The 22,576-nt window shown below is 59.4% G+C and carries 22 protein-coding genes and 2 pseudogenes; 9 read left to right on the top strand and 15 right to left on the bottom strand.

What is annotated here, in order from left to right; translation table 11 throughout:
* Positions 1–61: 61 nt before the first annotated feature.
* The 5 genes and pseudogenes from NL528_RS42780 to NL528_RS42760 form a co-directional block, all read right to left on the bottom strand.
* A pseudogene (locus NL528_RS42780) lies at positions 62–154 on the bottom strand (integrase); the annotation flags it as partial.
* A 7-nt stretch (positions 155–161) separates the two neighbouring features.
* Entirely contained in the window at positions 162–2,240 is a 2,079-nt protein-coding gene (locus tag NL528_RS42775) for a recombinase family protein (RefSeq protein WP_309180351.1), read from the bottom strand.
* Positions 2,221–2,403 (bottom strand): hypothetical protein, encoded by a 183-nt coding sequence (locus NL528_RS42770; RefSeq protein WP_309180350.1) that lies wholly within the window; start codon positions 2,401–2,403, stop codon positions 2,221–2,223. Before NL528_RS42770 ends, NL528_RS42775 begins: the two co-directional genes overlap by 20 nt.
* Positions 2,404–2,675: 272 nt before the next feature.
* Entirely contained in the window at positions 2,676–3,107 is a 432-nt protein-coding gene (locus tag NL528_RS42765) for a tyrosine-type recombinase/integrase (RefSeq protein WP_375143953.1), read from the bottom strand.
* A 323-nt stretch (positions 3,108–3,430) separates the two neighbouring features.
* Positions 3,431–4,768, bottom strand: coding sequence for an adenylate/guanylate cyclase domain-containing protein (locus tag NL528_RS42760; protein ID WP_309180349.1), 1,338 nt, complete (start codon positions 4,766–4,768; stop codon positions 3,431–3,433).
* A gap of 495 nt (positions 4,769–5,263) precedes the next feature.
* Here NL528_RS42760 and NL528_RS42755 point away from each other — a divergent pair, with 495 nt between their 5' ends.
* The 4 genes from NL528_RS42755 to NL528_RS42740 all read left to right on the top strand — a co-directional run bounded on the left by NL528_RS42755 (position 5,264) and on the right by NL528_RS42740 (position 8,893).
* Positions 5,264–6,700: an amidase family protein gene (locus NL528_RS42755; RefSeq protein WP_309180348.1), complete on the top strand. Its 1,437-nt coding sequence runs from the start codon at positions 5,264–5,266 to the stop codon at positions 6,698–6,700.
* Positions 6,701–7,364: 664 nt separating this feature from the next.
* The gene (locus NL528_RS42750; protein WP_309180347.1) at positions 7,365–7,613 is read left to right on the top strand and encodes a hypothetical protein; all 249 of its coding nucleotides are present in this window, start codon (positions 7,365–7,367) and stop codon (positions 7,611–7,613) included.
* Positions 7,614–7,664: 51 nt separating this feature from the next.
* Positions 7,665–8,549: a hypothetical protein gene (locus tag NL528_RS42745; RefSeq protein WP_309180346.1), complete on the top strand. Its 885-nt coding sequence runs from the start codon at positions 7,665–7,667 to the stop codon at positions 8,547–8,549.
* 65 nt (positions 8,550–8,614) lie between these two features.
* Positions 8,615–8,893 carry a hypothetical protein gene (locus tag NL528_RS42740; protein WP_309180345.1) on the top strand — a complete coding sequence of 93 codons (279 nt, stop codon included), beginning with the start codon at positions 8,615–8,617 and terminating at the stop codon, positions 8,891–8,893.
* A gap of 766 nt (positions 8,894–9,659) precedes the next feature.
* Here NL528_RS42740 and NL528_RS42735 read toward each other — a convergent pair.
* The 4 genes and pseudogenes from NL528_RS42735 to NL528_RS42720 all read right to left on the bottom strand — a co-directional run bounded on the left by NL528_RS42735 (position 9,660) and on the right by NL528_RS42720 (position 13,316).
* On the bottom strand, positions 9,660–9,905 hold the full coding sequence (locus NL528_RS42735; protein ID WP_309180344.1) for a hypothetical protein: 246 nt from the start codon (positions 9,903–9,905) through the stop codon (positions 9,660–9,662).
* A pseudogene (locus tag NL528_RS42730) lies at positions 9,902–11,090 on the bottom strand (IS91 family transposase). Before NL528_RS42730 ends, NL528_RS42735 begins: the two are co-directional and overlap by 4 nt.
* 9 nt (positions 11,091–11,099) lie before the next feature.
* Positions 11,100–11,978: a site-specific integrase gene (locus tag NL528_RS42725; RefSeq protein ID WP_309180343.1), complete on the bottom strand. Its 879-nt coding sequence runs from the start codon at positions 11,976–11,978 to the stop codon at positions 11,100–11,102.
* 264 nt (positions 11,979–12,242) lie between these two features.
* On the bottom strand, positions 12,243–13,316 hold the full coding sequence (locus NL528_RS42720; protein WP_309180342.1) for a membrane dipeptidase: 1,074 nt from the start codon (positions 13,314–13,316) through the stop codon (positions 12,243–12,245).
* Positions 13,317–14,403: 1,087 nt separating this feature from the next.
* On the opposite strand from NL528_RS42720, the gene NL528_RS42715 reads away from it, so the two are divergent.
* Positions 14,404–16,044 (top strand): carboxylesterase family protein, encoded by a 1,641-nt coding sequence (locus NL528_RS42715; RefSeq protein WP_309180341.1) that lies wholly within the window; start codon positions 14,404–14,406, stop codon positions 16,042–16,044.
* 431 nt (positions 16,045–16,475) lie between these two features.
* Here the strand turns inward: NL528_RS42715 and NL528_RS42710 are convergent, their stop codons facing one another.
* Complete coding sequence (locus NL528_RS42710; RefSeq protein WP_309180340.1) at positions 16,476–17,429, bottom strand: sensor histidine kinase; 954 nt, start codon at positions 17,427–17,429, stop codon at positions 16,476–16,478.
* Positions 17,430–18,886: 1,457 nt separating this feature from the next.
* Here NL528_RS42710 and NL528_RS42705 point away from each other — a divergent pair.
* From NL528_RS42705 to NL528_RS47405, 3 genes are read left to right on the top strand one after another with little or no spacing between them, the layout of a single operon-like run.
* On the top strand, positions 18,887–19,438 hold the full coding sequence (locus tag NL528_RS42705; protein ID WP_309180339.1) for an ABC transporter substrate-binding protein: 552 nt from the start codon (positions 18,887–18,889) through the stop codon (positions 19,436–19,438).
* Entirely contained in the window at positions 19,435–19,725 is a 291-nt protein-coding gene (locus NL528_RS42700; RefSeq protein ID WP_309180338.1) for an ABC transporter substrate binding protein, read from the top strand. The genes NL528_RS42705 and NL528_RS42700 overlap by 4 nt, the downstream gene beginning before the upstream one ends.
* On the top strand, positions 19,671–19,913 hold the full coding sequence (locus NL528_RS47405; RefSeq protein ID WP_375143952.1) for a YaaC family protein: 243 nt from the start codon (positions 19,671–19,673) through the stop codon (positions 19,911–19,913). The genes NL528_RS42700 and NL528_RS47405 overlap by 55 nt, the downstream gene beginning before the upstream one ends.
* A gap of 72 nt (positions 19,914–19,985) precedes the next feature.
* Here the strand turns inward: NL528_RS47405 and NL528_RS42695 are convergent, their stop codons facing one another.
* Positions 19,986–20,165, bottom strand: coding sequence for a hypothetical protein (locus NL528_RS42695; protein ID WP_309180337.1), 180 nt, complete (start codon positions 20,163–20,165; stop codon positions 19,986–19,988).
* A gap of 431 nt (positions 20,166–20,596) precedes the next feature.
* Between NL528_RS42695 and NL528_RS42690 the strand changes: the two genes are divergently transcribed.
* The gene (locus tag NL528_RS42690) at positions 20,597–20,824 is read left to right on the top strand and encodes a hypothetical protein (protein ID WP_309180336.1); all 228 of its coding nucleotides are present in this window, start codon (positions 20,597–20,599) and stop codon (positions 20,822–20,824) included.
* A 517-nt stretch (positions 20,825–21,341) separates the two neighbouring features.
* Here the strand turns inward: NL528_RS42690 and NL528_RS42685 are convergent.
* The 4 genes from NL528_RS42685 to NL528_RS42670 form a co-directional block, all read right to left on the bottom strand.
* Entirely contained in the window at positions 21,342–21,626 is a 285-nt protein-coding gene (locus NL528_RS42685) for a hypothetical protein (RefSeq protein WP_309180334.1), read from the bottom strand.
* Between the two features lie 117 nt (positions 21,627–21,743).
* Positions 21,744–22,028: a hypothetical protein gene (locus tag NL528_RS42680; RefSeq protein WP_309180333.1), complete on the bottom strand. Its 285-nt coding sequence runs from the start codon at positions 22,026–22,028 to the stop codon at positions 21,744–21,746.
* Between the two features lie 17 nt (positions 22,029–22,045).
* Positions 22,046–22,228 (bottom strand): hypothetical protein, encoded by a 183-nt coding sequence (locus tag NL528_RS42675; RefSeq protein WP_309180332.1) that lies wholly within the window; start codon positions 22,226–22,228, stop codon positions 22,046–22,048.
* On the bottom strand, positions 22,225–22,374 hold the full coding sequence (locus tag NL528_RS42670; protein ID WP_309180331.1) for a hypothetical protein: 150 nt from the start codon (positions 22,372–22,374) through the stop codon (positions 22,225–22,227). Before NL528_RS42670 ends, NL528_RS42675 begins: the two co-directional genes overlap by 4 nt.
* Positions 22,375–22,576 lie beyond the last annotated feature (202 nt).

The following is a 22,576-nucleotide window of genomic DNA, read 5'->3' as shown; positions in this document are numbered from 1 at the left end:
GCACATGGCCCGAAGCGGCTGACATTAATCGGGCAGAGTATTTCCGCTCTGCCCGGGTGTTTCAGACCTCAACTTGTTCCGCTATCGAGAGCGCATCGTCCACCTCAATACCGAGATACCTGACAGTGCTTTCGATTTTGGCATGACCGAGCAGTCATGATTCATAATGCACCTCGGCTAACTCGTTGAAAGTCAAAGGCGTGCTGCGTGGCATTTTGTGTTAGCGGAGGCTTCCGACGCTTTCCCTTGGCGAAACCTGCCAAGTCCTCGGCCCTGATCACCCAAGGCGCGCCCGCGCAAGCTTGTCGGCCTTTGATGTCGCCGCGGCGGAGCATACGCAGCGCCGTCATGTTGCAGACGCCGATGAGTTTTGCTGCCGCTTCGAGCGTAATCTCGCCGCGCTCCGCCCACTCACCATCGCGGAAGACGGCGATGTCGTGGTGATTGCGGAAGCCGCGCACGCGCTCTTGCGTCCAGGCATTGCTGTGCCCGGTCTCGACGCGAGTGCGATTGAGCAGGCGCGCGATCTGCCGATCAGGCATCAGCCGCGCCAGCTCACGCACGAGTGCGATTGTGTCGTCGGGGATGCGTGGATTGTGCCGGCCGGCCGCATTCAGGCGCTGTTTGACTTGCAGTTGGGTATGGTCGCCGCCTTGCCAGTGCAGGACCGCATGGATGATTGCGCCGTCCTTGCGCACGACGATCTCCGTGAGTGCCGCGCGAAGGATACGCTTGCGCGTTGCGGCGGTTGCAGCGGGATGCAACCAGGCGCGCTCCAGATCAGCACCGAGCGCCACCAATTGCTGGCGCTCCGGCTCGCCGAGCCGCGGCGGACGGCGCGCAATCAGGGCGGCGATCTCTCCTTCAAGCTTTGCGACAGCCTGCAATGCCTCGTTCCAGCGGCGCTCCAGCTCACCGGCGACCAGCCGGTTTGCCGGGTCGACGGCGTCGTACTGTCGGCGCGCGTGCGCGGCTTCGTAGCACGCCTGCTGCAGCGACAGCTCCAGCTGGCGCTCGGCCGCGGTCGTCGTGCGCGATTGCGCCTCGATCGCTTTGAGTGCTGCTTCGATGCCGAGCGGCTTCAGGACGTGCAGGACCTCGTTACTGATCGCCGCATCGATGCTCAAGCCACTGATCGAAATGCAGCGCGCGGCACCGTGGTTCGTACGCGCACCGTAGCAATTGTAGCGGCCGATCTTGCCGCTGTAGTGCACATGGAGCTTGCGGCCGCAGTGGCCGCATCGCAGCAGTCCGGGCAGCAGCAGCTCGCCTTTACGAGCTGCTCCGCGAGCGAGTGCGCTGCTCATGCCGGTCGCATTGTTGGCGATTACCTCGAGGTTGTGCTCGAACTCGTCCCAGGTGATATAGGCCGCGTGGTGATCCTTGATCAAGACATCCCATTCGGCCATGGGCTTTTGCACACCACGCCGGACATGCTTGCGTCCACCTTTGACACTCACACGGCTCGTCGTGCGCCCGAACGCATAGGCACCTGCATAGATCGGATTGGTCAGGATGTTGTGTACGATGTTGTAGGCCGGCAGTCGCCACACCACGCCGTGCGCCTCGCCTTGGCGCGACTTGACCGGCAGCTCGATGCACTCCTCTCTCAGCCAGATGTGCACCTGTCTTGCACTTTGCAGCTCGGCGAACTTGGTGAAGACCAGCTGCAGGGCGTGCTGCACGCGTTTGTCCGGATTCTTCTCTATGCGATCGCGACCGATCTTCACATAGCCGGCGGCGACACCGAGGACCAGCGCGCCGCGGCGCGCCTTCTGCTTCAGCGCTTCCTGCGAACGCTGGCGGAACATCGAGAGTTCAAGCTCGCTCATCGTGCCCTTCATGCCAAGCAGCAGCCGATCGTTGGGATGGCGAGGATCGTAGATTCCGTCCTCATCGACGATGAGCGTGCCGACCAATCCACAGAACTCGATCAGCGTATGCCAGTCGCGGCCATTACGGGCAAGACGCGACGCCTCGATCGCGAGCACAGCGCCGACACGGCCGTCGCAGATCGTTGCAAGCAGCCGCTCGAAGCCGGGACGCGCGATGCCGCCGCCGGAGCGGCCGAGGTCGTCGTCGATGACTTCGACGTTGCTCCAGCCAAGCTGCTTGGCGCGATCGACGAGGCCGTATTGGCGCCGTCGGCTCTCATGATTATGCGCGAGCTGGTCTGCTGTCGATTGCCGGATGTAGACGCAGGCGTTGCGGGCGAGATGCTCAGTCGTGATCTTGGTCATCGCCGCTCCCCCCGCTTACCGCCATTGCCAGCGCCGCTGCGATCTCGCGCAGCAGCACCTCGATGACCATCGCGAGCTCGCTCTTTTGAGCTGCACGCAGTTCGACGCACGGTCGCTCGGCCTCGAACAGGCTTGTCTGGAGATTCTCGGATCGGTGCGTCATTGTCTGGTCGCTCCGTTTTTGATTCGGACGCCAGAAAGCCTAGAAGCGCATCGACCTCGTTGCGTAGGGAGCAAAGAACATCCAGGGGAAAATGCGGCTCAACGCTGATCTCGAACCGGGACGTAGCCTCGTCAGTCATCCACGCCGGAAGGCAGGCAAAGGTGCCGTCAAGTTGGTGCACAACGAGAAACGCGGCGCCGCCTCGCTCAAGCCGCCGCCTAACGCCTACCGTCTCGCCGAAGCGAGGATGAAATCGGTAAGTGATGCGTGCTTCAGCCTGTTGTTCGCGGGCAGTATGCCGCCCTTCCGAGCAGAAGCTGTACGGCCCTTAGATTGCCGGTGCGCCGATAGATCAGCGTCGCCTTCGTCCGGCGCAACGAATGCGTGCCGAACAATTTCGGATCGAGTCCGATGCTTGCCACCCATTCATGGAGAAGCCGAGCATACTGGCGCGTTGTCATGCATTGGCCGTTAGCTCGTCGGCCAGTGAACAGGAACTCGCCTAGCGACTTGCCTGCGGCCTTCAAATAGTCATCAACGGCTTGGCGGGTTTGATCCGTCAGCTCGAATTTGACCGGCCGTCCTGTCTTCTTTTGCCGAACCGTTGCGCGATCAACCGCATAGCCATTCGGAGCAATATCCTTGACGTTTAAGGCCACGACATCGCAGCCGCGAAGCTTGCTGTCGATGGCCAGATTGAACAAGGCGAGGTCGCGCGTTCGTCCCTCGATCAGCAGTCGGGTTCGTATCGACCAAACGTGTTTTGGCCGCAGTGGAGGTTTGGCCCCAACCAGTTTGCCCTTATTCCAGGGCGTCCGGCGGGGCGTGGCGGATAGGCAATTTTGGTCGGGCATTGTCGTTTTCCTCAGTTACTGAGGGAAACGATCATGAGCCTCGCCCTAGGGAACGGAATCGTGTCGGCTTTCAGAGGGTTGCCGTCATGGCAGCGGCGCCGGGCGATAGCAAATCTGTCGCGTTTGACCCGAAGCCGTCGTGCGGTCGCGGTCCGCAAGCCAAAGCCGGGAGGTCAATCCACAATTGCTTGAAACAAGCGCCATTCGCTTGGCACACCCTTCAATGTGTGCACGCCGCGCTCTGCGAACGTTAATCCGGAGCCAGCCACGAGGTCTCGAACGGTCTGGGATACGAGCACTTCACCGGGGGCGGCCAGTGCTGAGACGCGCGCGCCGATGTGCACCGCGATGCCAGCCAAGTCTTCGCCTACTAGCTCGCATTCCCCGGTGTGCAATCCGCAGCGGACTTCGAGGCCGAGCGAGCGCGCTGCCTCGCGGACCGCTCCTGCGCAGCGGATCGCTCGCGCCGGACCGTCGAAGGCCGCAAGGAAACCATCGCCCGCAGTATTGATTTCGCGCCCTTTGAAGTTTCGCAGCACGTCTCGCACGTTTGCACGGAATGCTGCAAGCAATTCACGCCATGGACGATCACCAATCGCGACGGCGCGCTCGGTGGATCCCACGATGTCCGCAAAGAGAACCGTGGTTAGGACCCGCTCCGGTTCGTGCGCGTGACGCTTGCCCGTCAAGAACTGCTCGACATGGTCTAAGAGTATACCGCCGTCATTCACCCAAAATGTATGATCGGTGCCAGGCAGCTCGATCAGCTGGGCTCCGGGGATGCCTTGAGCCATTCTACGCGCATGGTCGACCTCGATAACCAAGTCTCGAACACGGTGCAAAATGAGAGTCGGAGCGCGGATCGTGGGTAGGACGTGCCGTACATCGATTTCCCTATTCATCTTCATGATCGCGGCGGCTGCTCCAGGGCTCGCCGCTGTACGGAAATAGGAAGCGAGGCGTTCGGCGGCACTCGGGTCGCTGGCAAGGCTCGGCGCCCACATTTCGATACTGATTCCTTGTGGTGTGCCCCAATTGCGTTCGATATTTTCGAGGAAGCATTGCCATCGCGCGTTGTTCCAACCAACCGGATAGTCGGGTGCCCAACTGCGCTTCGCATAGGAGCCGTACAAGATCAGCGCCGATGTGCGTTCGGGATACGTGGCAGCGTAGAGCAAGGACATCGGCCCGCCCTCAGATACCCCAAACAAAGCCGCCCGCTCTGACCCGACCTCGTCCAGAATCGCCCGGACGTCGTGCATGCGCTGTTCAAGCGTGAAGATCTGTGATCCCCTGTCCGACATTCCGGTACCACGCTTATCGAAGAGGATGAGGCGGGAAAATGATGCCAAGCGACGGAAGAAGGAGCTGCGTGTCGGTGACTGCCAGGTCGCCTCGATGTGTGACACGAAGCCCGGAACGAACAGCAAGTCCAACGGTCCATCGCCTATGACCTGATAGGCGATATGAACATCGTCGCTCTTGACGTAATGGGTAGCTGGTGCGGCCATAACAGAGACCCGAGTCGCGACTTGCCCAGCTCGTAGGTGCCGGTAGGCTCGCCACCCAGGAGGTCTGGCAACTATTCGACACAGTCACTCGAATAATACCCATTACGGGCAACTCTGCCAATGCAGAACCCGCTATCTATTCCGCGCCGTAACGGGTGATTGGGTGACGGTGCACGAGTCAGTTGGTGGTAGCCGAAAAATGCAATGACCCTTGATGCATCGGCTTCCGGAGGCAGACTGGACACGGATCGCGCTGGTCTGGACTTCAGAGTCCGAGCCTGTGTGCCGTTGGTCTTGATGAATTGCACAGGTAGATGCTATTTTATCGGTTGCAGCCCACGAGATTCCGGCAGTCCCATGCCCCTTGATTGAGCTGCGACGCGTGGCGGTGTCACCATACCTCGGGGTACGTAGCCATGAAACCTCCTGCAAAACAGATTCGGCGCGAATTTCTTGCGGCCAGCGGCGGCATTTTCAGCAATGCCTGACATAGTCGTGTCCGCTACGAATCCTCTTAACGAGTTGTCCGCAGCAGAGGCCGTCACCGCAATTCGACGCGGCGACGTATCTGCTGAGAGTTATGCTCGCGCATTACTCAATCGTTGCAGCCAATTGAAAGACCTGAACGCCTTCATCTCACTGAATCAGGACGCCGTATTAGAGGCCGCGCGCAACATCGACCAGCAACGGACCGGAGGGAAACCGATCGGAGCGCTCGCCGGACTGCCCATCCCACTCAAGGACATTATCGGCACAACTTCGATGCCGATGACGTGTGGAACACGCTCGCTACGGTCATTTCGACTGAAGGAAGACTCAACCATTTGGCAGCGCCTGTCCCAATCCGGCGCCATATTGCTGGGCAAAAACAATCAACATGAAATGTCGTTAGGCTGGACCAGCGCCAACCAAGTCTATGGTGTCGTACGAAACCCCTATGATCCCGCTCGCATTCCTGGTGGCAGCAGCGGCGGAACTGCAGTAGCAGTGTCAGCACGAATGGCGCCAGCTGGCATTGGTGCGGACACCAACGGTTCAATCCGTATTCCAGCGGCCATGTGTGGAGTAACTGGGCTACGTCCGACACATGGGCGCTACCCGAGCGCTGGGGTGATGCCCCTTGCACCCTCCCTTGACACTCTAGGTCCGATGGCGAGAAGGGTTTACGATTTGTGTCTCCTTGACTCGGTGGTCTCGGGAGATCCGATCGTAAGCTCGCCTATGGATTTGACCGGCGTCCGTATTGGTGTCTCCCGCGAATACTACTTCACAAATCTCGACGAAGGCGTGCAACGGGTCATGGACGCGGTATTGTTACGCCTTCGCGAAGCCGGCGCGCTCGTCGTGGAAGCAGAGATACCCGATCTCGCAGCCCTGTTGGCGAAAGTGACTGTTCCCATCCTCTATTACGAGGCTCGGCGCAGTATCACGCGTTTTCTTGCGGAACATGATGCGCCGGTCGATTTTGCCGGACTCGTCTCACAACTGAGTCCGGAGATACGGAAACAGGCTGAAGAATGGGTAATCGAAGGTGCCTCCAATGAAATTTCGGATCAAGCGTATCAAGATGCTATCCAGAAGTATCGTCCTGCGCTGCAGGAGACATGGCGCAACTACTTCAGCGAGCATCGCCTGCGCGCCGTACTTTCTCCGGTGGTGCGCATGCCTGCACCGCGATCGCCACAGTCTCTGACATCACCCGGATTCGATGTTGTGATAAATGGCACTGTGGTTCCTGCGCGAGTGGCGTTCACGCGGAACATTGCAAGCAGCTCTGCCGGCTTGCCGAGCATTGTTCTCCCCGCCGGGATGACGTCAGGATTACCTGTCGGAATTGAATTCGACGGACCAGCCGCCAGCGATCGCGACCTCCTGTCTCTCGCACTGGCTGTCGAGCGGGTCGTCGAGTCAAATCCTGCACCGACACTCTGACCTGCATGGCCGGGGGAAGACAGGCGTTATCCGAGCGATCTGGGCATATTGTGTGGCGTCTAAAACAGCCGAGTCCGCCTCATCGGCGCTCGCGGGGGAGGTCGACAGGTTGGCAGGCAAGTGCCTCCTGTTGAAATCGGTGTCAGGTACCCAACTTTCAGTGCCCATCACTGATGGCCATGCTTTTGTTCGGGCCCTCTCAATGTCCGCTTCTGGGCACTTAGCCGACATCGCCGCCGCGCTGCCGGATGTCCGCTTTCGGGGGTGAAGCAGATATGACCATGACGCCTCGCGACTTCTGCTTTTGACCCAACTCGGACATCGATCGTGATCGGGTTTGTGGCCGCCATACACTTACTGCGACAAATCAGACGGCCTATTGGGCACCCAAAAGGGAGGCAGAGAAATTCGGCACGCTCCTGACCGGCATTCCCAGTAAGCTCGCAACCAGCGCCACAGCTCTTGTCCGCAATACTTAAAAATCGATATTTCGCTGTCAGCGAGAAGGCCACCGCAAAAGCATCGTCACCGTCTTGACCATAAAGCGGCGTCCTTGGCGCGCCCCATGCGCTTCAAATTTTGGACTCAAATTTGCCTCCCGACTCAGTTCCCTTTGGATAGGGCGACCGGGGCGCGTTCGGCTATCTGTATTGGGGTATTAGTCATGGGCACAGAACATCTGCCACGTAACAAGCAAGGTCGCCTCGCTGAAGCTTCGCTTGGGTTTGACGAAAACACCGAGGGCGCTGTTTCGCTACTTGAGGAGAATGCCCTTCGAGGGGATGAACCGTCACTTTGGGATGACGATCACAGCGACGACATGCACTCGCTGCTTGAGGAGAATGCTCGGCTGCGAAGGCTTTTGGTTCAGCTATCGGACCTTATCCGCAGAAACGTCGTTCACGCAAAATAGCGCGGTATCATGGCAGAGAGCAGCTCCCAGTCTTGGCGGGTGCATAGCGCCGTGCCCTCGCGGCCGCACGCACCTACATTAACACCGGATGGGCAGTGGGAGCATCGCGCCGTTCGAAACCACGAGCAAATACGCGAATTTTGCCAGTTCCTTGTCCGTGAGTGGGGAGGAAACCGTCATCATTCTTATGCCGTTCCTTCTAGAGGAAAATCGCGGGCTTGGTCCCGAACGGTTGATGGTAAATGGTCGGCAGTTGGTCTGGCGGATGCGGTATCGAAATATGCTTGGAGCGGAAAAAACTTTTCTGAGAATAAGGCCGAGTTAGATCGATTCGCTACCGATCTACAGTCCGCAATTCAACGGGATTCCAATAATGATGTCTGCGCCATCTTGCGGGCGATAATGCATTGGGGGGGTGTAGATAATAAATATCGACAGAAGCGGACCTTTGAGTGGATCGAACGAAACGCGGGTGAGATTTCTGCCAAGATTTCGAACGCAGTCGATCTGATTAAAGACGAACGGGCCTCGCTCGAGTCATTTGACGGTGTAAATCTGATAATGAACTCGACGATGACGAAGATCGTGAGCCTCGCCGACCCCGAACAGAAGCTTGTGATCTACGACGGTCGAGTTGGTGGTGCTCTCGGCTTCTTCGTTGCCAGATTTACGGAAGAACGAGAGATTCATCGATACGATATTGCCGATCAATTACTTTTCGCCGTGGACCGAGACGCCAAACGGACCCCCGACACCAACCGCATTCATTTTCCGGCATTGTTCGGCAAAACCAGAGATCTCTGTCATGCCTCGATGGTGCGATGGGCCTCGCAACTAATCTGGCAAGTCGCGAAAGAATGCCAAGCGAGTCCGAGAGAAATCGAAGCTGCGCTGTTTATGTGGGGATATAACGTTGCAGAAGAGCCAGAACATTAGCCGATGTAGATAGGCGGCACTTATCAGGCATTGCCGAAGTAACACCGGAATTTCTGCTGTGGGGGATGAACGGCAACGCGATCCGCATGATGGCGTGCGCGCCGAAGTCCCGCGCGGGTTGTCACGTCGGTGCGGCGATCGGGCTGCGGTCGATGCTTGAGGATTTCGTTCCGACAATCCCCGACCGGGCCAACGATCAGCACACACTCGCCGGGAAAAAGCTAGGGCGTGGTCTCGAACACTTCCGCAAGGAAGGCGCGAGGCTGGTACCGCCGCCGACCGGAGACGATCCCTACGAGAACGAAGCCTATCGGTTGTGGGCGATCAAGCAGCGGGGCAAGTGAGCCAAGCGCGAGCGCGTTGAGCGTGTCCTTGATGCGATGGAGACCGGTTTCGCCCGAAGCCGAGAAATTCTTGGACGGTTTCGGCGGTGTAAGGACGCTTGCACGGATCGTGCGAGGGTTGGAAATGTGGGGCATAGCGCAGGTGATTTTTGGAAGTATCCTTAGCTGGCTTCGGCAGTTCGATCGTGCCTGCTGCATAAGCCTCGATCACCGCGCGGACGGCCTCCTGCTCGACGCTTAACCACACGTTAACCACGTTTGCTTAAGCCTTTAGGAGTTGGGCATTCGGGGGCGCGTGCGCTGGCTTTACGGCCAGCCTGAGCGTGGGCGTGTAAAATGGCCTTACTCCTAGACCCGGAAGAGCCTGTTGTTTTGGCCCGTCACGGCGTGATGACACTCCGCTCCGCAGTGGCGAGAGCGATGGCGTTGCTGCCAGATGAGCGCGATGCGGCGATGATAATCCGAAAAGGCGAACTGTCGGAGGCGATCCTCAATTATGAGCGGATCAAGGAGCTTGCGGCTCGCTTGGCGAGAGAATGACATATCGCGGCTAGGGCCGTCTGTTCGATGATCCGATCATCTTGCCGGGTGCTCGATGTCGCCTATTGGCACTAAGCGGACCTGCCGAGTGCACTGCCTAATGTCCGCTGTTGTGAAGGGTTTCGGATGACGGCCATCCGGGACGATGCGGCTTGCACCGGGGCCGTCGTCCGAAAGCCTCCAATGAAGGAACGCGCGTGAGGTTGGGTGAGACGGCTGCCGCGGCCTATGGAGATTTGATCGCGCGGATGTGGGTGTGCGGAAGTCGGCTGGGCTCGGGGATGACGTTATTGCGCCGGCTGGTTTGGCTGATCGGCTTTGATTGAGCCGCGTTGACGACACGTTTCGGGGATGCACGCGGTGTGGAATGCGATGCCGGACCGATGTTCGGCCGAGCGGCGGCGTATCTGGTCATTGACCAGCGCGGAAAGCCCTTGGTGGTTCGGGTGCGGAATGTTGCGGTTTCGCTCATGAGGTATCGATCCTCATTGCCGTCGGCCGGTAGCGTGGTTGGCAGCCGGCGTCGAAGGTCTCGATGACGAACATGCGGCCGCCGCAGCAGGGGCAAGGCTGGGCGAGTGGCTGCGCCGCCGCTGCATCGATTTCGATCGCCGCTTCCGCTGCAGGCGTTGCCAGTCCCAGGAGTTCGCGCGCTCGCGCGATCGTCTCGGCGCGATTCGCGCTGGCCAACAGGCCGTAGTGGCGGATGCGATGGAAGCCTTTGGGGAGCACGTGGATGAGGAACCGGCGGATGAACTCGCCGACGTCGAGCGTCATCGTCGTGTACCGGCCGGGGCCTTCGATCCTGTAATTCTTGACCTTGAACGTGACGCTGCGTTGGTCGGCTGCGATCAGGCGATGGTTCGAGATGGCGACGCGGTGCGTATACCGTGACAGATAGGCGAGCACGGCTCTCGGACCGGCGAACGGCCGCTTGGCGTAGACGAACCAGCGCTTCTTGCTGAGTGGAGCGAGGAACGCCGCGAACGTCTTGGCATCGGCCAGATGCGTGTGTGAGCCGAGGAACCGCAGCCTGCCCGCCTGGTGCGCTGCCAGAAGCTTCTCTAGCATCAACCGCCGAAACAGCTTCGACAGAACGCGCACGGGCAGCAGGAAGTTTGGCTTGCATGAGATCCAACGGCTGTCATCGATGGAGAGCCCGCCGCCCGGCACGATCATGTGCAGGTGCGGATGATGGGTCATTGCCGAGCCCCAGGTGTGCAATACCGATGCGGGCTCCGAGGTGCTTCGGGTCGGCCGCGATCCTGAGCATCGTCTCCGACGAGGCCTTGAACAGCAGATCGTAGATCACGGCCTTGTTCTGGTAGGCGACGTCGCCAACCGCCGACGGCAGCGTGAAGACGACGTGGAAGTAGGGAATCGGGAGCAGTTCGGCCTCGCGCGCCGCCATCCACTGGCGCGCTGCCGCGCCCTGGCACTTCGGGCAGTGCCGGTTGCGGCAGCTGTTGTAGGTGATCGTGGTGTGGGCGCAATCCTCGCAGCGCGCGACGTGTCCGCCCAGCGCCGCCGTGCGGCAGTTCTCGATGGCGCTCATCACCTTGAGTTGGAGAAGGCTCACGTGACCGCGGTTGGCATGACGCCACGCGGCCCCGTGGTCGCGGAAGACGTCCGCGACCTCCAGAGCTGGACGGGCCATGTGGGCCCGTTAGGCTGGCGGCTCGTCCTTCTTCGGCACCAGTGGCGTGAGCCTGTCCAGCGGGCTCATGACCTCACGGATGATGTTGGTGGCCACTTGGGTGTAACGCGCCGTGGTGTCGAGCTTGGAATGCCCGAGCAAAACCTGGATCACACGAATATCGATGTTCTGCTCGAGCAGGTGCGTGGCGAAGCTGTGTCGCAGCGTGTGCGGTGCCACCCAATTGGGCAGTCCAGCACGCCCGGCGGCCATGTGGCAGACCCGATTGAGCTGGCGCGTCGTCATCGGGTTGATGCGGTCGCGGCCGGGGAACATCCACACTTGGGGATGCGCGATGCGCCACCAGTCGCGCAGCAGCTCCAACAACTGCGGTGACAGCATGGCATGGCGATCCTTGCGGCCTTTACCCTGGTCCACGCGGAGCATCATGCGCTTGGAATCAATGTCGCAGATCTTCAGTGCGACGACCTCCATGGCGCGCAGACCAGCGCCGTAGGCAACGCTGAGCGCCGCTTTGTGCTTGGGCCCGGGTGCGGCCTCCAGCAGCCGCAACACCTCTTCGGGCGAGAGCACGCGTGGCAGCTTGCGCGGTTCGTAGACGAACACGAGATGGCGCGTCGTCTCCGGCCGGTCGAGCGTCACCTTGAAGAAGAACCGCAGTGCAGTCACGGTCGCGTTGATGCTCGGTGGTTGCGCACCGTTCTCGGTCAGATGCAGCTGGAACGCGCGCAGCTCTTCCGGGGTCGCGGTGTCGGGGGAACGGCCGAGAAAGGTCGCGAGCCTCTTGACGGCACGGATGTACTCGCGTTGCGTATCGGGCACCAACCTGCGCATGTTCATGTCTTCGAGCATGCGTTGGCGCAGCGGGCTGATGGGCTTCTCGCTCATTGGGGGCTCCTGTCTAGAGGTTGGAGTGCTTGACCCCTCGATCCTCAAGACGGAGCGCCCGCCCGTCACCCGCGTTCGATCAAATGATTACTGTGCCAGACGCAATGCGCCCGACCTCGCCGCCGCACCCTCCCGCGAGAGCGGGTTTGTTCATTGGGGTGAAGCTGAAGTGACCCGGTCCGGCGGCGACTTCCGAGTTTGACCCTTAACGGAAGTCGCACATGAATTGGCGGCAGCTGGCCGACTTCACGAATTCCATGAGATTTAGCCGACCGCAGTACTGAAGATGCGCAAATAATTTCCGCCCGCGATCTTACCTGCTTCTTCGGGCGTAAAGCCACCCCGTAGCATCGCTGCGACGAGGTGCACCCACTTCGAGTAGTCCTGGAGGCTGCCAGGGCTGACCTGCTGGTCAGTGCCGATGCAAACATGCTCGACTCCAACAACGTCAACCATTTCCTTCAAACCATCGACGTATTTTTCGAGGCTAGGGAAGAAGTGCCAGATGCCGACCGCGCCACCCGTCTCGGCGATCAAGCGGGCATGGTCACCGCTGATCTGCCGTCCCTTGAGCGGTGTCGGACCCATCGCAGGAGAATCGGCTATCGCAGTATGGGACAAGAGCAAGGGTTTGGTTGCGACTTTTACTGCCTGCTTCACCGTGTCCTCGGTTGCGTGGGCGACGTCACAGACCAATCCAAGACGGTGGCAGGCGCGGATTACTTCCGCACCGAATGCGGTAAGCCCCTGGTGGGTAACGGTCCCCGTCTGAAAGTCACCTATTTCGTTGGGCGTGTAGTGCACGAGCTGAACATGCCGCACGCCGCGCTTATGCGACTCATCGAGCCGCTCAAGCTTCCCTTCGAGGAAGTCGAGTCCCTCCACGTCGCTTACGATCGACGGTTGCCCCGCGGCATGTGCGGCCGCGAGATCGGATGCTGAAAGGGCGCGACGTAGGCCATGGTTAGCGAGGACCTCATCCACCCAGTCGAGGCGGCCAAGATGGTACTTGTAGAGTTCACCAGGCTCCGGCGTGCGGAGCGCGCCGAGGACGCCGGCCGCATTTCTGCCGAGGAGAGGACCGTCCGGCACGACGGCGAGGCATGCGACCGCCAACGAACCTGCCTTCATGCCATTTACGATGCTGTCATTCGGCGGTGCCTGTGACGTGATTCCAGCTGTTCCGCCATGCGTATGTACATCTACAGAGATGGATTTGCGCAGCACATCCAGCGCGGCAGAAGTGTTTTCCGCAGTCTGGGCGGCGGCGGTAGAACCGCGCAGCCCTGCGCTGCCAGTGAGCATCGCGCCAACGGACGTTACGATCGTGCTCCACATCCACTGTCGGCGCGTGAAGGCGTGGCCATGACAATTACAATCACCGCAGCAATCCATAGCGACCTCCGGAGCACAGACCGGCGGTCTCAGCCGCCATGTATTTTGATAGATTGAACCTCACGGCTGAACCCAGTTCAAGCTCAGAGTTCCGGCTCGGATTTCCGAGCTTGGGGCACTTTTCGGACATCGAGGCACAGATCCATCAATGTCAGTTTTTCGGGATAGAACAGTCATAGGGCCGATGACTGGACGTTTCCGCCATATTCTTGATCGGGAATCTTTGATTAACGGTTCACTGCTTAGATGCGACCGTCGCGGAACCTGTATCGCGTACCGCGACCATTGGTGCCGCATGAAAACGTTCGAGACAACCGATCAAACTCTGGCGCGTCGTTGCCGGTTCGCCCAATACCGGAACGAAATGGCGACGCTGACGGTCGAGGGCTCGTTGGTGACGGGACTAGTCCACTCGGTGAGGCAGGTTGCGTCCAACCTACCGGCGCGCTGGGTTATCACATTCGTCACGAAGACGAACGTCGCGGCGTAGCGTCCGCGATGCCCGGCCCTACTTCCGAAATTGGCACTTTCGAGACCTGCCGATTGACCCCGAGAATGTCCGCTAATCAGCGAACACCGGAAGTGGGCATCGCACAGTCGACGTGAAGCGAACGACCCAGAGCGGCCTGTCGCGAGTGTGGAAGACTGACGCGCATCTCTGTATTCACCTCGCAACACCCGATCTTGTTCCTCAGCGTGGAAAACAGTTATTCGGCTCCAGGCAGCGCCAGCTCGGAGTGCACCGGGGCTGAGCGGTTTTTTTCAGCCTCATGAATTTTGAACCCGGTGGGCCGCTGGACATACTGGCAAATTACGCAGTATCGTTCAAGCTGCGATATCGAACTGTCACAACCTTGCTCTCAAGAAAATCCTACCAGGCGTGGCGGTTCGAGTCGCGTCGCACGAAATCTGGTAGCGCAACAATTTTTCAGCAGAGGGAAACGTCATGTTCAGAGTGAAAGTCGCTTCTATTCAACGACTGCGAGAATCGGCGCGGCCGCGACCGTGGCTGCGGGGCTCGTTCTGCCCAGTGCTGCTGCTCGGCGTCGCCTTCGCATTGGCAGCGCCGGTTGACCGGTCGCTCGCGGCCTCCACGCTGGTGGCGGCACCGGACGGCACGTTCCAGGGCAAGCTCGACACGACCGGCACCGCGCGAGAATTCCTCGGCGTCCGGTACGCCCAGCCGGTGACTTTGAATCTGCGCTGGAAGCCGCCGCAGCCCGTGACGCCTTCGGCCGTCACGCAGGACGCGACACAGTTCGGCAACCATTGCCCGCAGGGACCCACGCCCTTCGGCAACGCCACGCAGACCGAGGATTGCCTGTTCCTCAACGTGTATACTCCTGACCGGAGCGGCGATCACGATTTTGACCGCGACGATGGGCACAATTCTGGCGGCGCCGAGGGGCGCCCGGTGATGGTGTGGATCCACGGCGGCGCGCTTGCGGTTGGCGAGAGCAACGAGTACGACGCAACCAAGCTGGTGCAACGCGGCGTGGTCGTTGTGACCATCAACTACCGGCTGGGGGCGCTCGGATTCCTCGCCCATCCGGCGCTGACCGGCGAGTCTCCCGATCGCATATCGGGCAACTATGGGTTCATGGACCAGCAGGTCGCCCTGAAATGGGTGCGGCGGAACATCAGGGCCTTTGGCGGCAACCCGGAGAAGGTGACGGTATTCGGTGAATCGGCGGGCGGACTGAGCACGTTCGTCAACCTTGTGTCGCCGACGGCCCGCGGATTGTTCGATCGCGCGATCGTCGAGAGCGGCGCCTATTTGCTGACGGAGCCGACGCTGGCACAGGCTGAAGCGGCCGGAACGAAGTTCGCGAACGCAGTCCAGTGCAATCAGCCCAATCCGGCGGATGTGCTCACATGCCTGCGCGCGCTCTCGGTTTCGACGATCCTCAGCGTCGCCAGCTTCAGCCCGGCGCCCAACGTCGACGGCAAGGTCCTGACGCAGTCGATCGGCTCCGCGCTCGCGAACGGACAGTTCAATCGCGTGCCACTGATGAACGGCTCCAATCACGACGAGTGGAACCTGTTCGTGGCGCTCGACTTCGACCTCACCGGCCACCCCGTGACCGCCGCCACCTATCCGGCGGCGATCGCCGCCACGATCGGCGTCCCCCCCGCGAGCCCGGCGGTGGCGCTCGTCCAGGCGCAGTATCCGGGCGGGAGCTTCCCGACTTACGACCAGGCGGTTGGCGCGTTGGGAACGGACGCGATATTCGCCTGCACGGCCCGGTTCGCGGACGAGCTTGCCTCGGGGTTCGTTCCGACCTTCGCGTACGAGTTCAACGACGGGAATGCGCCGCAGAACTTCCTGCCTCCTGTGACCTTCCCGTACGGCGCATCGCACGCCTCGGAGATCCAGTACATCTTCCCGACCGCTAATCCGTCGGGACTTGGCCTGAATCTCCCGCAGACGCCGCTCAACGCCAATCAGCGGCTGCTGTCGGACAAGATGGTCGGCTATTGGACGGAGTTCGCCAGGAACGGCGACCCCAATGGGAATGGCTCGCCGCACTGGCCGCAGTTCGAGCGTGGGCATCAGGTGATGCAGTCGCTCGTCCCGCCAACGCCGACCACGGAGACGAACTTCGCGACGGCGCACCAATGCGCGTTCTGGGACCAGCTAACGGGCCGCATGGTGGTCGCGCGGCGCTGATCACGGCCAAACCGCCGACAACGATTGAGGGCGAGCGCGCTCGCTGAGCTTACCCATCGCGCACGCGCGATGGGGTATCGCAGGGGGGGATGGCGCTCCAAAATGCCGCGTTAATTCATTTACTCAATCTATACGAGAAGGTCGTTAAGCGCTGTGTTCGGAGAGCTGCACGGGATATTTTGTCCCCCTCGGTGAGGGTAGTGGCGGCTTCACTTTGAGTTCGAAGTGCATGTCGGCCTGTTGGCACTTTTGAGACATGCCGACCGGCCCTGACGATGTCCGTTGATCGGGGTACACCGGAAGTGGCTGGCGGAGTGTCAAACCGGCGCTTTTGACCCAAACCGGTCATCCAACGTACTGGACGAACGGACAAATATTTAGCAGAGATCCGACCGCATCCGCCGTGCTTATTGCTGCACTCGCTGGGAACCCTATAGCTTCGGCTTCGGCATCCGAAGCACCACGCGGCAACCCGGCTGTGCATCCTCGTACCCTAGCTGCCCGTTTAACTGTTGAACCAATAGCGCTACTACCTTCGAACCGAAGCCCTTTCTCGCCGGTTCATGCCCCGGCATTCCGACGCCATTGTCTGAGACCGAGATCACCAGTTCGTCGGTCGTGTGGAGCTTGATAAGGATTCGCCCCGGTCGCTCATCGGGAAAGCCGTACTTGATGCTATTAGTAACCAACTCGTTGATGATAATAGCAATGGGTACGGCGACCTCGCTGTGCGCATATGCTTCTTCCAGTTCGCAACCTACTGCGACTGGCTTGTCGCCGCTGAGCGCCATGAGCCTCCGCACGATGTCTCCGATGTACTCCTTTAGATCGACGATTTTTGTCTGGTCGCGCAACATAAGGTGGTCGTACACTTCGGCCATCGTTTGGATGCGCTGAGACGTTGTTTCCAGCGCGTCGGATGCCTCTTGGCCGAGTGTGCGAGATTGCAAGCGCACCATTGCGCCGAGCATCGCTAGATTGTTTTTGGTGCGGTGCGCGACCTCTTGAAGTAAGAGCGTCTTTGACCTTTCTGAGGCGACCACCTTTTCCATTTCTTTGCGAAGGAGTTCGGCGAACGCGGCAAAGGCGACTCCTATGAGGGCAAAAAAGAACAGCGGGAGTGCAAGCGCTGACGACAACTGCAAACGCAATACCCACACCACGCCTGCTATCGCCAGCAGGGTGGCGAACAAACCGCTGCCCCGATCGAACATCAGACCCGCGAGGAAGATCGCAGGAAGCAGAATATATAGACCGATGAAGCCGCTTTGCGCCTCCATCGCTGCGAATACGACGAGGCTGCACGCCATCAGGAGCGCAGAGACGCCGTAGCGTGTCGCCATAGTTTGTTGCTTTTCTGGCAAGAAGTATAGGAGGCGTTCCATCAATGGAGTCCGCTAAGCAGTTGCAACCGTTTGCCGACGAGGCCAAACGCTTTCGCCCGCTCCGATCGCCGGGTCATTGTAAACTAAGGGGCTCTAGAAACGCCACGTCAATAGGGTTGCCTCGTCTCGGATGGCCATTTAAGCGATCGATCTGATAGACCGCTTACCGCTCATTCCATGGATTTGGCTCAAGCTCATGGCACCTTTGAGACATGCCGACTGACGCCGGCAATGTCTGCTGTCTGGGCTATTTCGGAAGTCCCGTTTCAGGCTCGTCAGGACCGGTTTTGACCCTGACCAGAAGTTAATTGTTCGTAAAGGCTAGTCATCCGCCGCGTGCGCAAGCACGGCGTCGAGCGGCGGCCGTAGCATTCGCCAACAAGAAGAGTCGTGTTGCCTATGTGAAGTTGATGACCGCCGCACTACGCACTTTTCGCTGCATAGACCGTGGGTTCTCCTCCCGGAACAGGCGACGGTCAGTCCGAGTGATGCCTAGAAGACGCCTAGAAAAAGTCGCGAACAAGGTAACAGATAACTCGTCAAACCTGCGACTAAGGCTTTGCCTGTTGGGCTTGGGGCTTTCATCACTCGACCTGGGGAGGGTTGTGATGGACAGACTGAAGCACTCGCTGGAAGACCGTGAAGCGCCAACCTGCCCAACCTGCTGCATCGAGATGCAGTGGTGTCGGTCGGAGCTGATTAGATTTGTCCCGGCAACCAATCTGCATCTGTTCAACTGTCCGACCTGCCTTCTGTTGGCAGAGTCAGAGACGGTTAGCGAGCCGGTTCAGGTATCTCCCGACAACCTCGCGGTAGCCGGTTTCCGGTTTTTTGCCCTGGCGACATAGGGGGCAGCGGGTTACGAAGCGCGATGTCCGCTGTTACGTCCGGTCTAAGAGAAGACCGCGGCTAAATTGGCTGCCGAGATGCGGGCTGGCGTGCCCTCGATGTTCTTCCGGCGTCTATGAGCCGGAGGCCGTCGCCGCGCGGCCCGCGAGGGCGACGGCCTGCAATTGCCGGGCAACCAACTCGCCCTTATTCGCGCCGGTGCCGATTCCGACCATTGAAACCGGTGTTGAGGCCATGACACTTGCCGTGCTGAGCGTGTTCGACTGCACGCGGGGAAAGTAACCGTCGGCGACGCCTGATCTCGTTCCAGCACTGCTCGTCCCGGCAAGGTGATCGAAGAGGAGGACACAATTGCTGCGATGCAGGAGTACGGTGATGGCACAACTCGGACATGCCGCCGTGGTCGCTCTATGTCCGTTGTTGAGGGCAGAGCGGAAAACATATGCTCGCATTGAGCTTTTCAGCTTTTGACCCATTTGCGACATCGGCGGGACCACCGTCTTGTGCCTGCCAAGTACCATTTTCCGCTCGCCGACCGACCGCAAGGTGTTAGTCTCCAGCGATTGTCACGTGGGGTCACATGCAAGGGCGCGAGTTCATCACGCTTGTTGGCGGCGCGGCCGCTGCGTGGCCGATTGCGACACGAGCGCAACAACCAGCGAGGCGGCCGACGATCGGGTTCAGCTGCCCCTTGTTCCATGAACGATTGGATCGACGCCTTTGTGCAGCGATTGAGCGAACTTCGCTGGGTTGTCGGGAGCACCGTCGCCATCGAGTATCGCTGGGCGGAAGCACGCAATGATCGGTTCGCGGAGCTCGCGGCCGAGTTGGTCCGGCTTAAGGTCGATGCCATTGTCACAGCGGGAACGCCGTCGGTTCTCGCGCTGATGCAGGCGACATCGTCCATTCCGATCGTGTTCGTGGCGGTCGGGGCCCCCGTTGCCAACGGTCTCGTCAAGTCCTTGGCGCGACCGGGAGGCAACGTCACCGGCTTGTCAAATCTGACCAGAGACCTTGCCGGAAAGCGGATCGAAATTTTGCGCGAGGCCATACCCGGCCTTCGGCGGCTGGCAATCCTGGCAAATGTTGCGAATGTCGCCGTGGTACTGGAAATGCGCGACGCTCAGGCGGGGATCGCGCGGACGCAATTTACATCGTGATCGACGCGCTGGTGGTCACTAGCCATGCCAGCATCAGTGCCTTCGCGCTCAACGCTCGATTGCCAACCATGCACGGTAACCGGGAGTCCGTCGCAGCAGGCGGTCTGATATCTTATGGGCCGAACTTTCCCGAGCTATGGCGACGGTCTGCCGACTACATCGACAAGATATTGCGCGGCGCCAAGCCTGCCGACATTCCGGTCGAGCAGCCCGCCAAGTTTGATTTGGTTAAATGGAGTCAATCTGTCGGAGTTTGCTTTACAGTTTTGCGGCACTTTTCTTCTTAAGTTCTTTGGTGCGCTACCGACCACAAGTGTGGCAGCACGCGGTCTCTCATTCAGTTCTAGAAAGACGCGCGGCTGACGACCACGCGCTTTCAATTATCGAGGCATTTTCAAGTAAAGTGCTCAGCGACTTTCCGAAGCTTGTGGAGAGGACTATTGATTGGGCAAACTCGCACGATCCTTATCTCTAGCCACCTTGGTCTGACGAATCGCAGTACTTGGTGACAAGGGATGAACGACGCTGAAAGGCCGGTCACGTAGCCTCACGTGTTCACAGGCTCATGATCGTCCAGCCAGTTCAACGCGTCGATCAGTTCATCGGCAAGTTCGAGTTCAAAGTCCACCTGCCAAACGCCCTTGACGGCTGCGGGTGTGCCCTTTGCGGGGTCCCACACAGTCCATCCGCTTGCTGTTTTTCGGAAATCGTATCTTGTGCTTGGCATGGCTTGGCCTCGCTGCTCGTGCAGCGGTTACGGGTTGCACAACAGGCCGAGATTACCCCACACCCTTATTTGAAATCTATAACTTCGCACCAATTCGGGCGGGGGTCGGGATACTGGAATGCCGTCAAAGATGACGGCCGGTGATATAGTGATATCAGAAACGTTGCCGGATATCGGGTGGAAGCCATGACACCAGAAGAAGCTCTTCGCAACATTCTGAGCCTTGTTGATGGCTCGGACTAAATGGAAGACGTTCACGCATTGCAGATTCTTTTGCAGAGCATCAAGACGTTAGCTGAGAAGGGTTTGGGACATTCGGAATAGCCGCCGAGAGTCTATTGATTACCACGAATTGACTACCACGAAATGTCGACTGTCGGACCGGAACTAGAATCGTAACCTTTGAATTATCGTTCTCAAAGGTTATGGCCATGCTTGTCAATTCCATACGGGTTGATGTCGTCGGCGACGCATATGATATCGCCGCAAACTACCTCAAGAGGACGGGTTGCATCCCGCCCGGGGTCGATCTTCACCCGCCGCTGTTTGACTCGATTGTGAGAGACTTTCGAGCGGGCAACATGAATAAATTACGGCTTGCCAATCGCGCCATCGCACGATTTGAAAGAGCCAATAGGGTCATGGCAATTGCATCGTGAAAAGTGCAAGCGCGGATGGGCCAACGACGAATTAAGCCGGTCGCTTTCGAAGATCGCCCAGCGTTCCGAAGCGCCCTCACACCAAATTGCTCGGCACCCGCTCAACTTGCGCCATGTCGTTGTGCAGGATCGACTGCTGACCGTATTGCCCCGGAATAGACGGTGTGATTCAGCGCCCAACCGGGACCCCCGCCAGATCCTGGCGAGCATATTGATTTCACGGTGAAAAATTGATCAGACACGGGGGCCCGATCGGCGCCGATCGGGACCCCGCCTTCCAGCCCTATTCATTTTCAATTTCAGTCCGTTGTCGTCTTTCCGGGGGTGGGGTCCCGGTTCGGCGCCGATTCACAGCGAAGGTCCCGCCATGCGAACCCGCATTGATATTGACTACACACACAGCCGTGCAATCGCTCAAGAGATCGGTGAAAGACTGCGCGCGTCCCTGAGAGTAGACCCGGAACAACCGGCGAGCCTCAGGATGCAACTCGACAGGCTCCGCGAATTGGAGGAACAGTCACCGTGAAAGCCGCGCCGTTGCTGGATCGAAATTTCTGAAAATAATTTTGCGCCGCTGTTTTAGTCGGCAGCGCAGCTCCCTGCTTTTTCGGGACCTGATGTTGGCTGGCTTCGCCCCGCCGACCACGAACCCCTGACCGGATTTGGTCGTGTCCCGCCATTTCGGTTGGTGGATATTTCCTTGGCGCATTTGTCGCGCGTCGTCTGCGCACGCCCGTTGCCAATCGAAGTCGGGGCGGACATCGGCACCGCGCTCGCCGCACGCCGTGCGCATGAAAGACATTTCGAGATCGGACAGCCTGATATCGTCAGGCCACTTGTCGGCGCTGATCCGGGTCGTGCAAGTTAGAAATACTAAACCGCAAACCAAAAAATCAAGCGCCCCTAAAGGATCTAGGACTTACAGAAAATCCCGCAGCCGGGCGAGTTCGACTATGTGTTTTGCGGACAGCACCGCGCTCACGAGTTCGCCCTGCGGGGCGGTGTGTATTTCATATAGATGGTGCGTAGTAATCGGCCGTTCCATGAACTGCCGGATGCACTCATCCAAGGTGCCGTCAAAAAGCAGGTATGGGTCGGGCCACGCGCCGTTGCTGTTGCGCTCGTTGTTGAGTGACGGCCATTTTCTCAGGCTAGCCGGAGCATTGAAATCGATTTGAATGTTAGCGTCGGAGACCCCGGTCATTTTTGGTTCCAGTCCACTCAGTCCGAAATTTCAGGTTTAGGAGGCCCGGGCATGCCGAGTTTTTTCGCGCGCGCAGCGGCGAGCTTTCTATAGGCCCCTGCCTGCCTTACAAAATCGACCTTGAGCGTTGGGTTTGTTTCGTCGGCAGCCAATCGCTCGAATTGTAGCGCATGATCCAGATATTCGGCGATTAGCTTCATGACGGCCCCTGCGCCCGAAATTCGCGGCCTGTCGTTCGCATCTCGCCTTCCTCAGCCCGCACCATCGCCGCCGACGCCGGGTTCTTGATCTTGATCCAGTTCGAACAACGCCCGGCGCGATAGGCGCGATCCCAGTGCTTCGACACGATGCCCCCCAAGCCGAGCCGAGCTTCCAAGGGCGACGCGCGTTCGCCCGTCACACCAGTGACAGCTACGTACCGTTTTGGACTTCGCTGCTGTCAGCTGAATTTCGCGCAAACGCCAGAGGTTCGGATGGCAGGGCCTTCGGTTGCCCGATGGACCTCAAGTCCTGCGACACCTTTTTGAGCGAGTTTATTCTTGCATAGA

Origin of the sequence: Bradyrhizobium sp. Ash2021 (genome assembly GCF_031202265.1) — a bacterium.
Lineage (GTDB): Bacteria > Pseudomonadota > Alphaproteobacteria > Rhizobiales > Xanthobacteraceae > Bradyrhizobium.
Note: the sequence above shows the minus strand (reverse complement) of the source record. Positions and strands in the feature narration are given on the sequence as shown.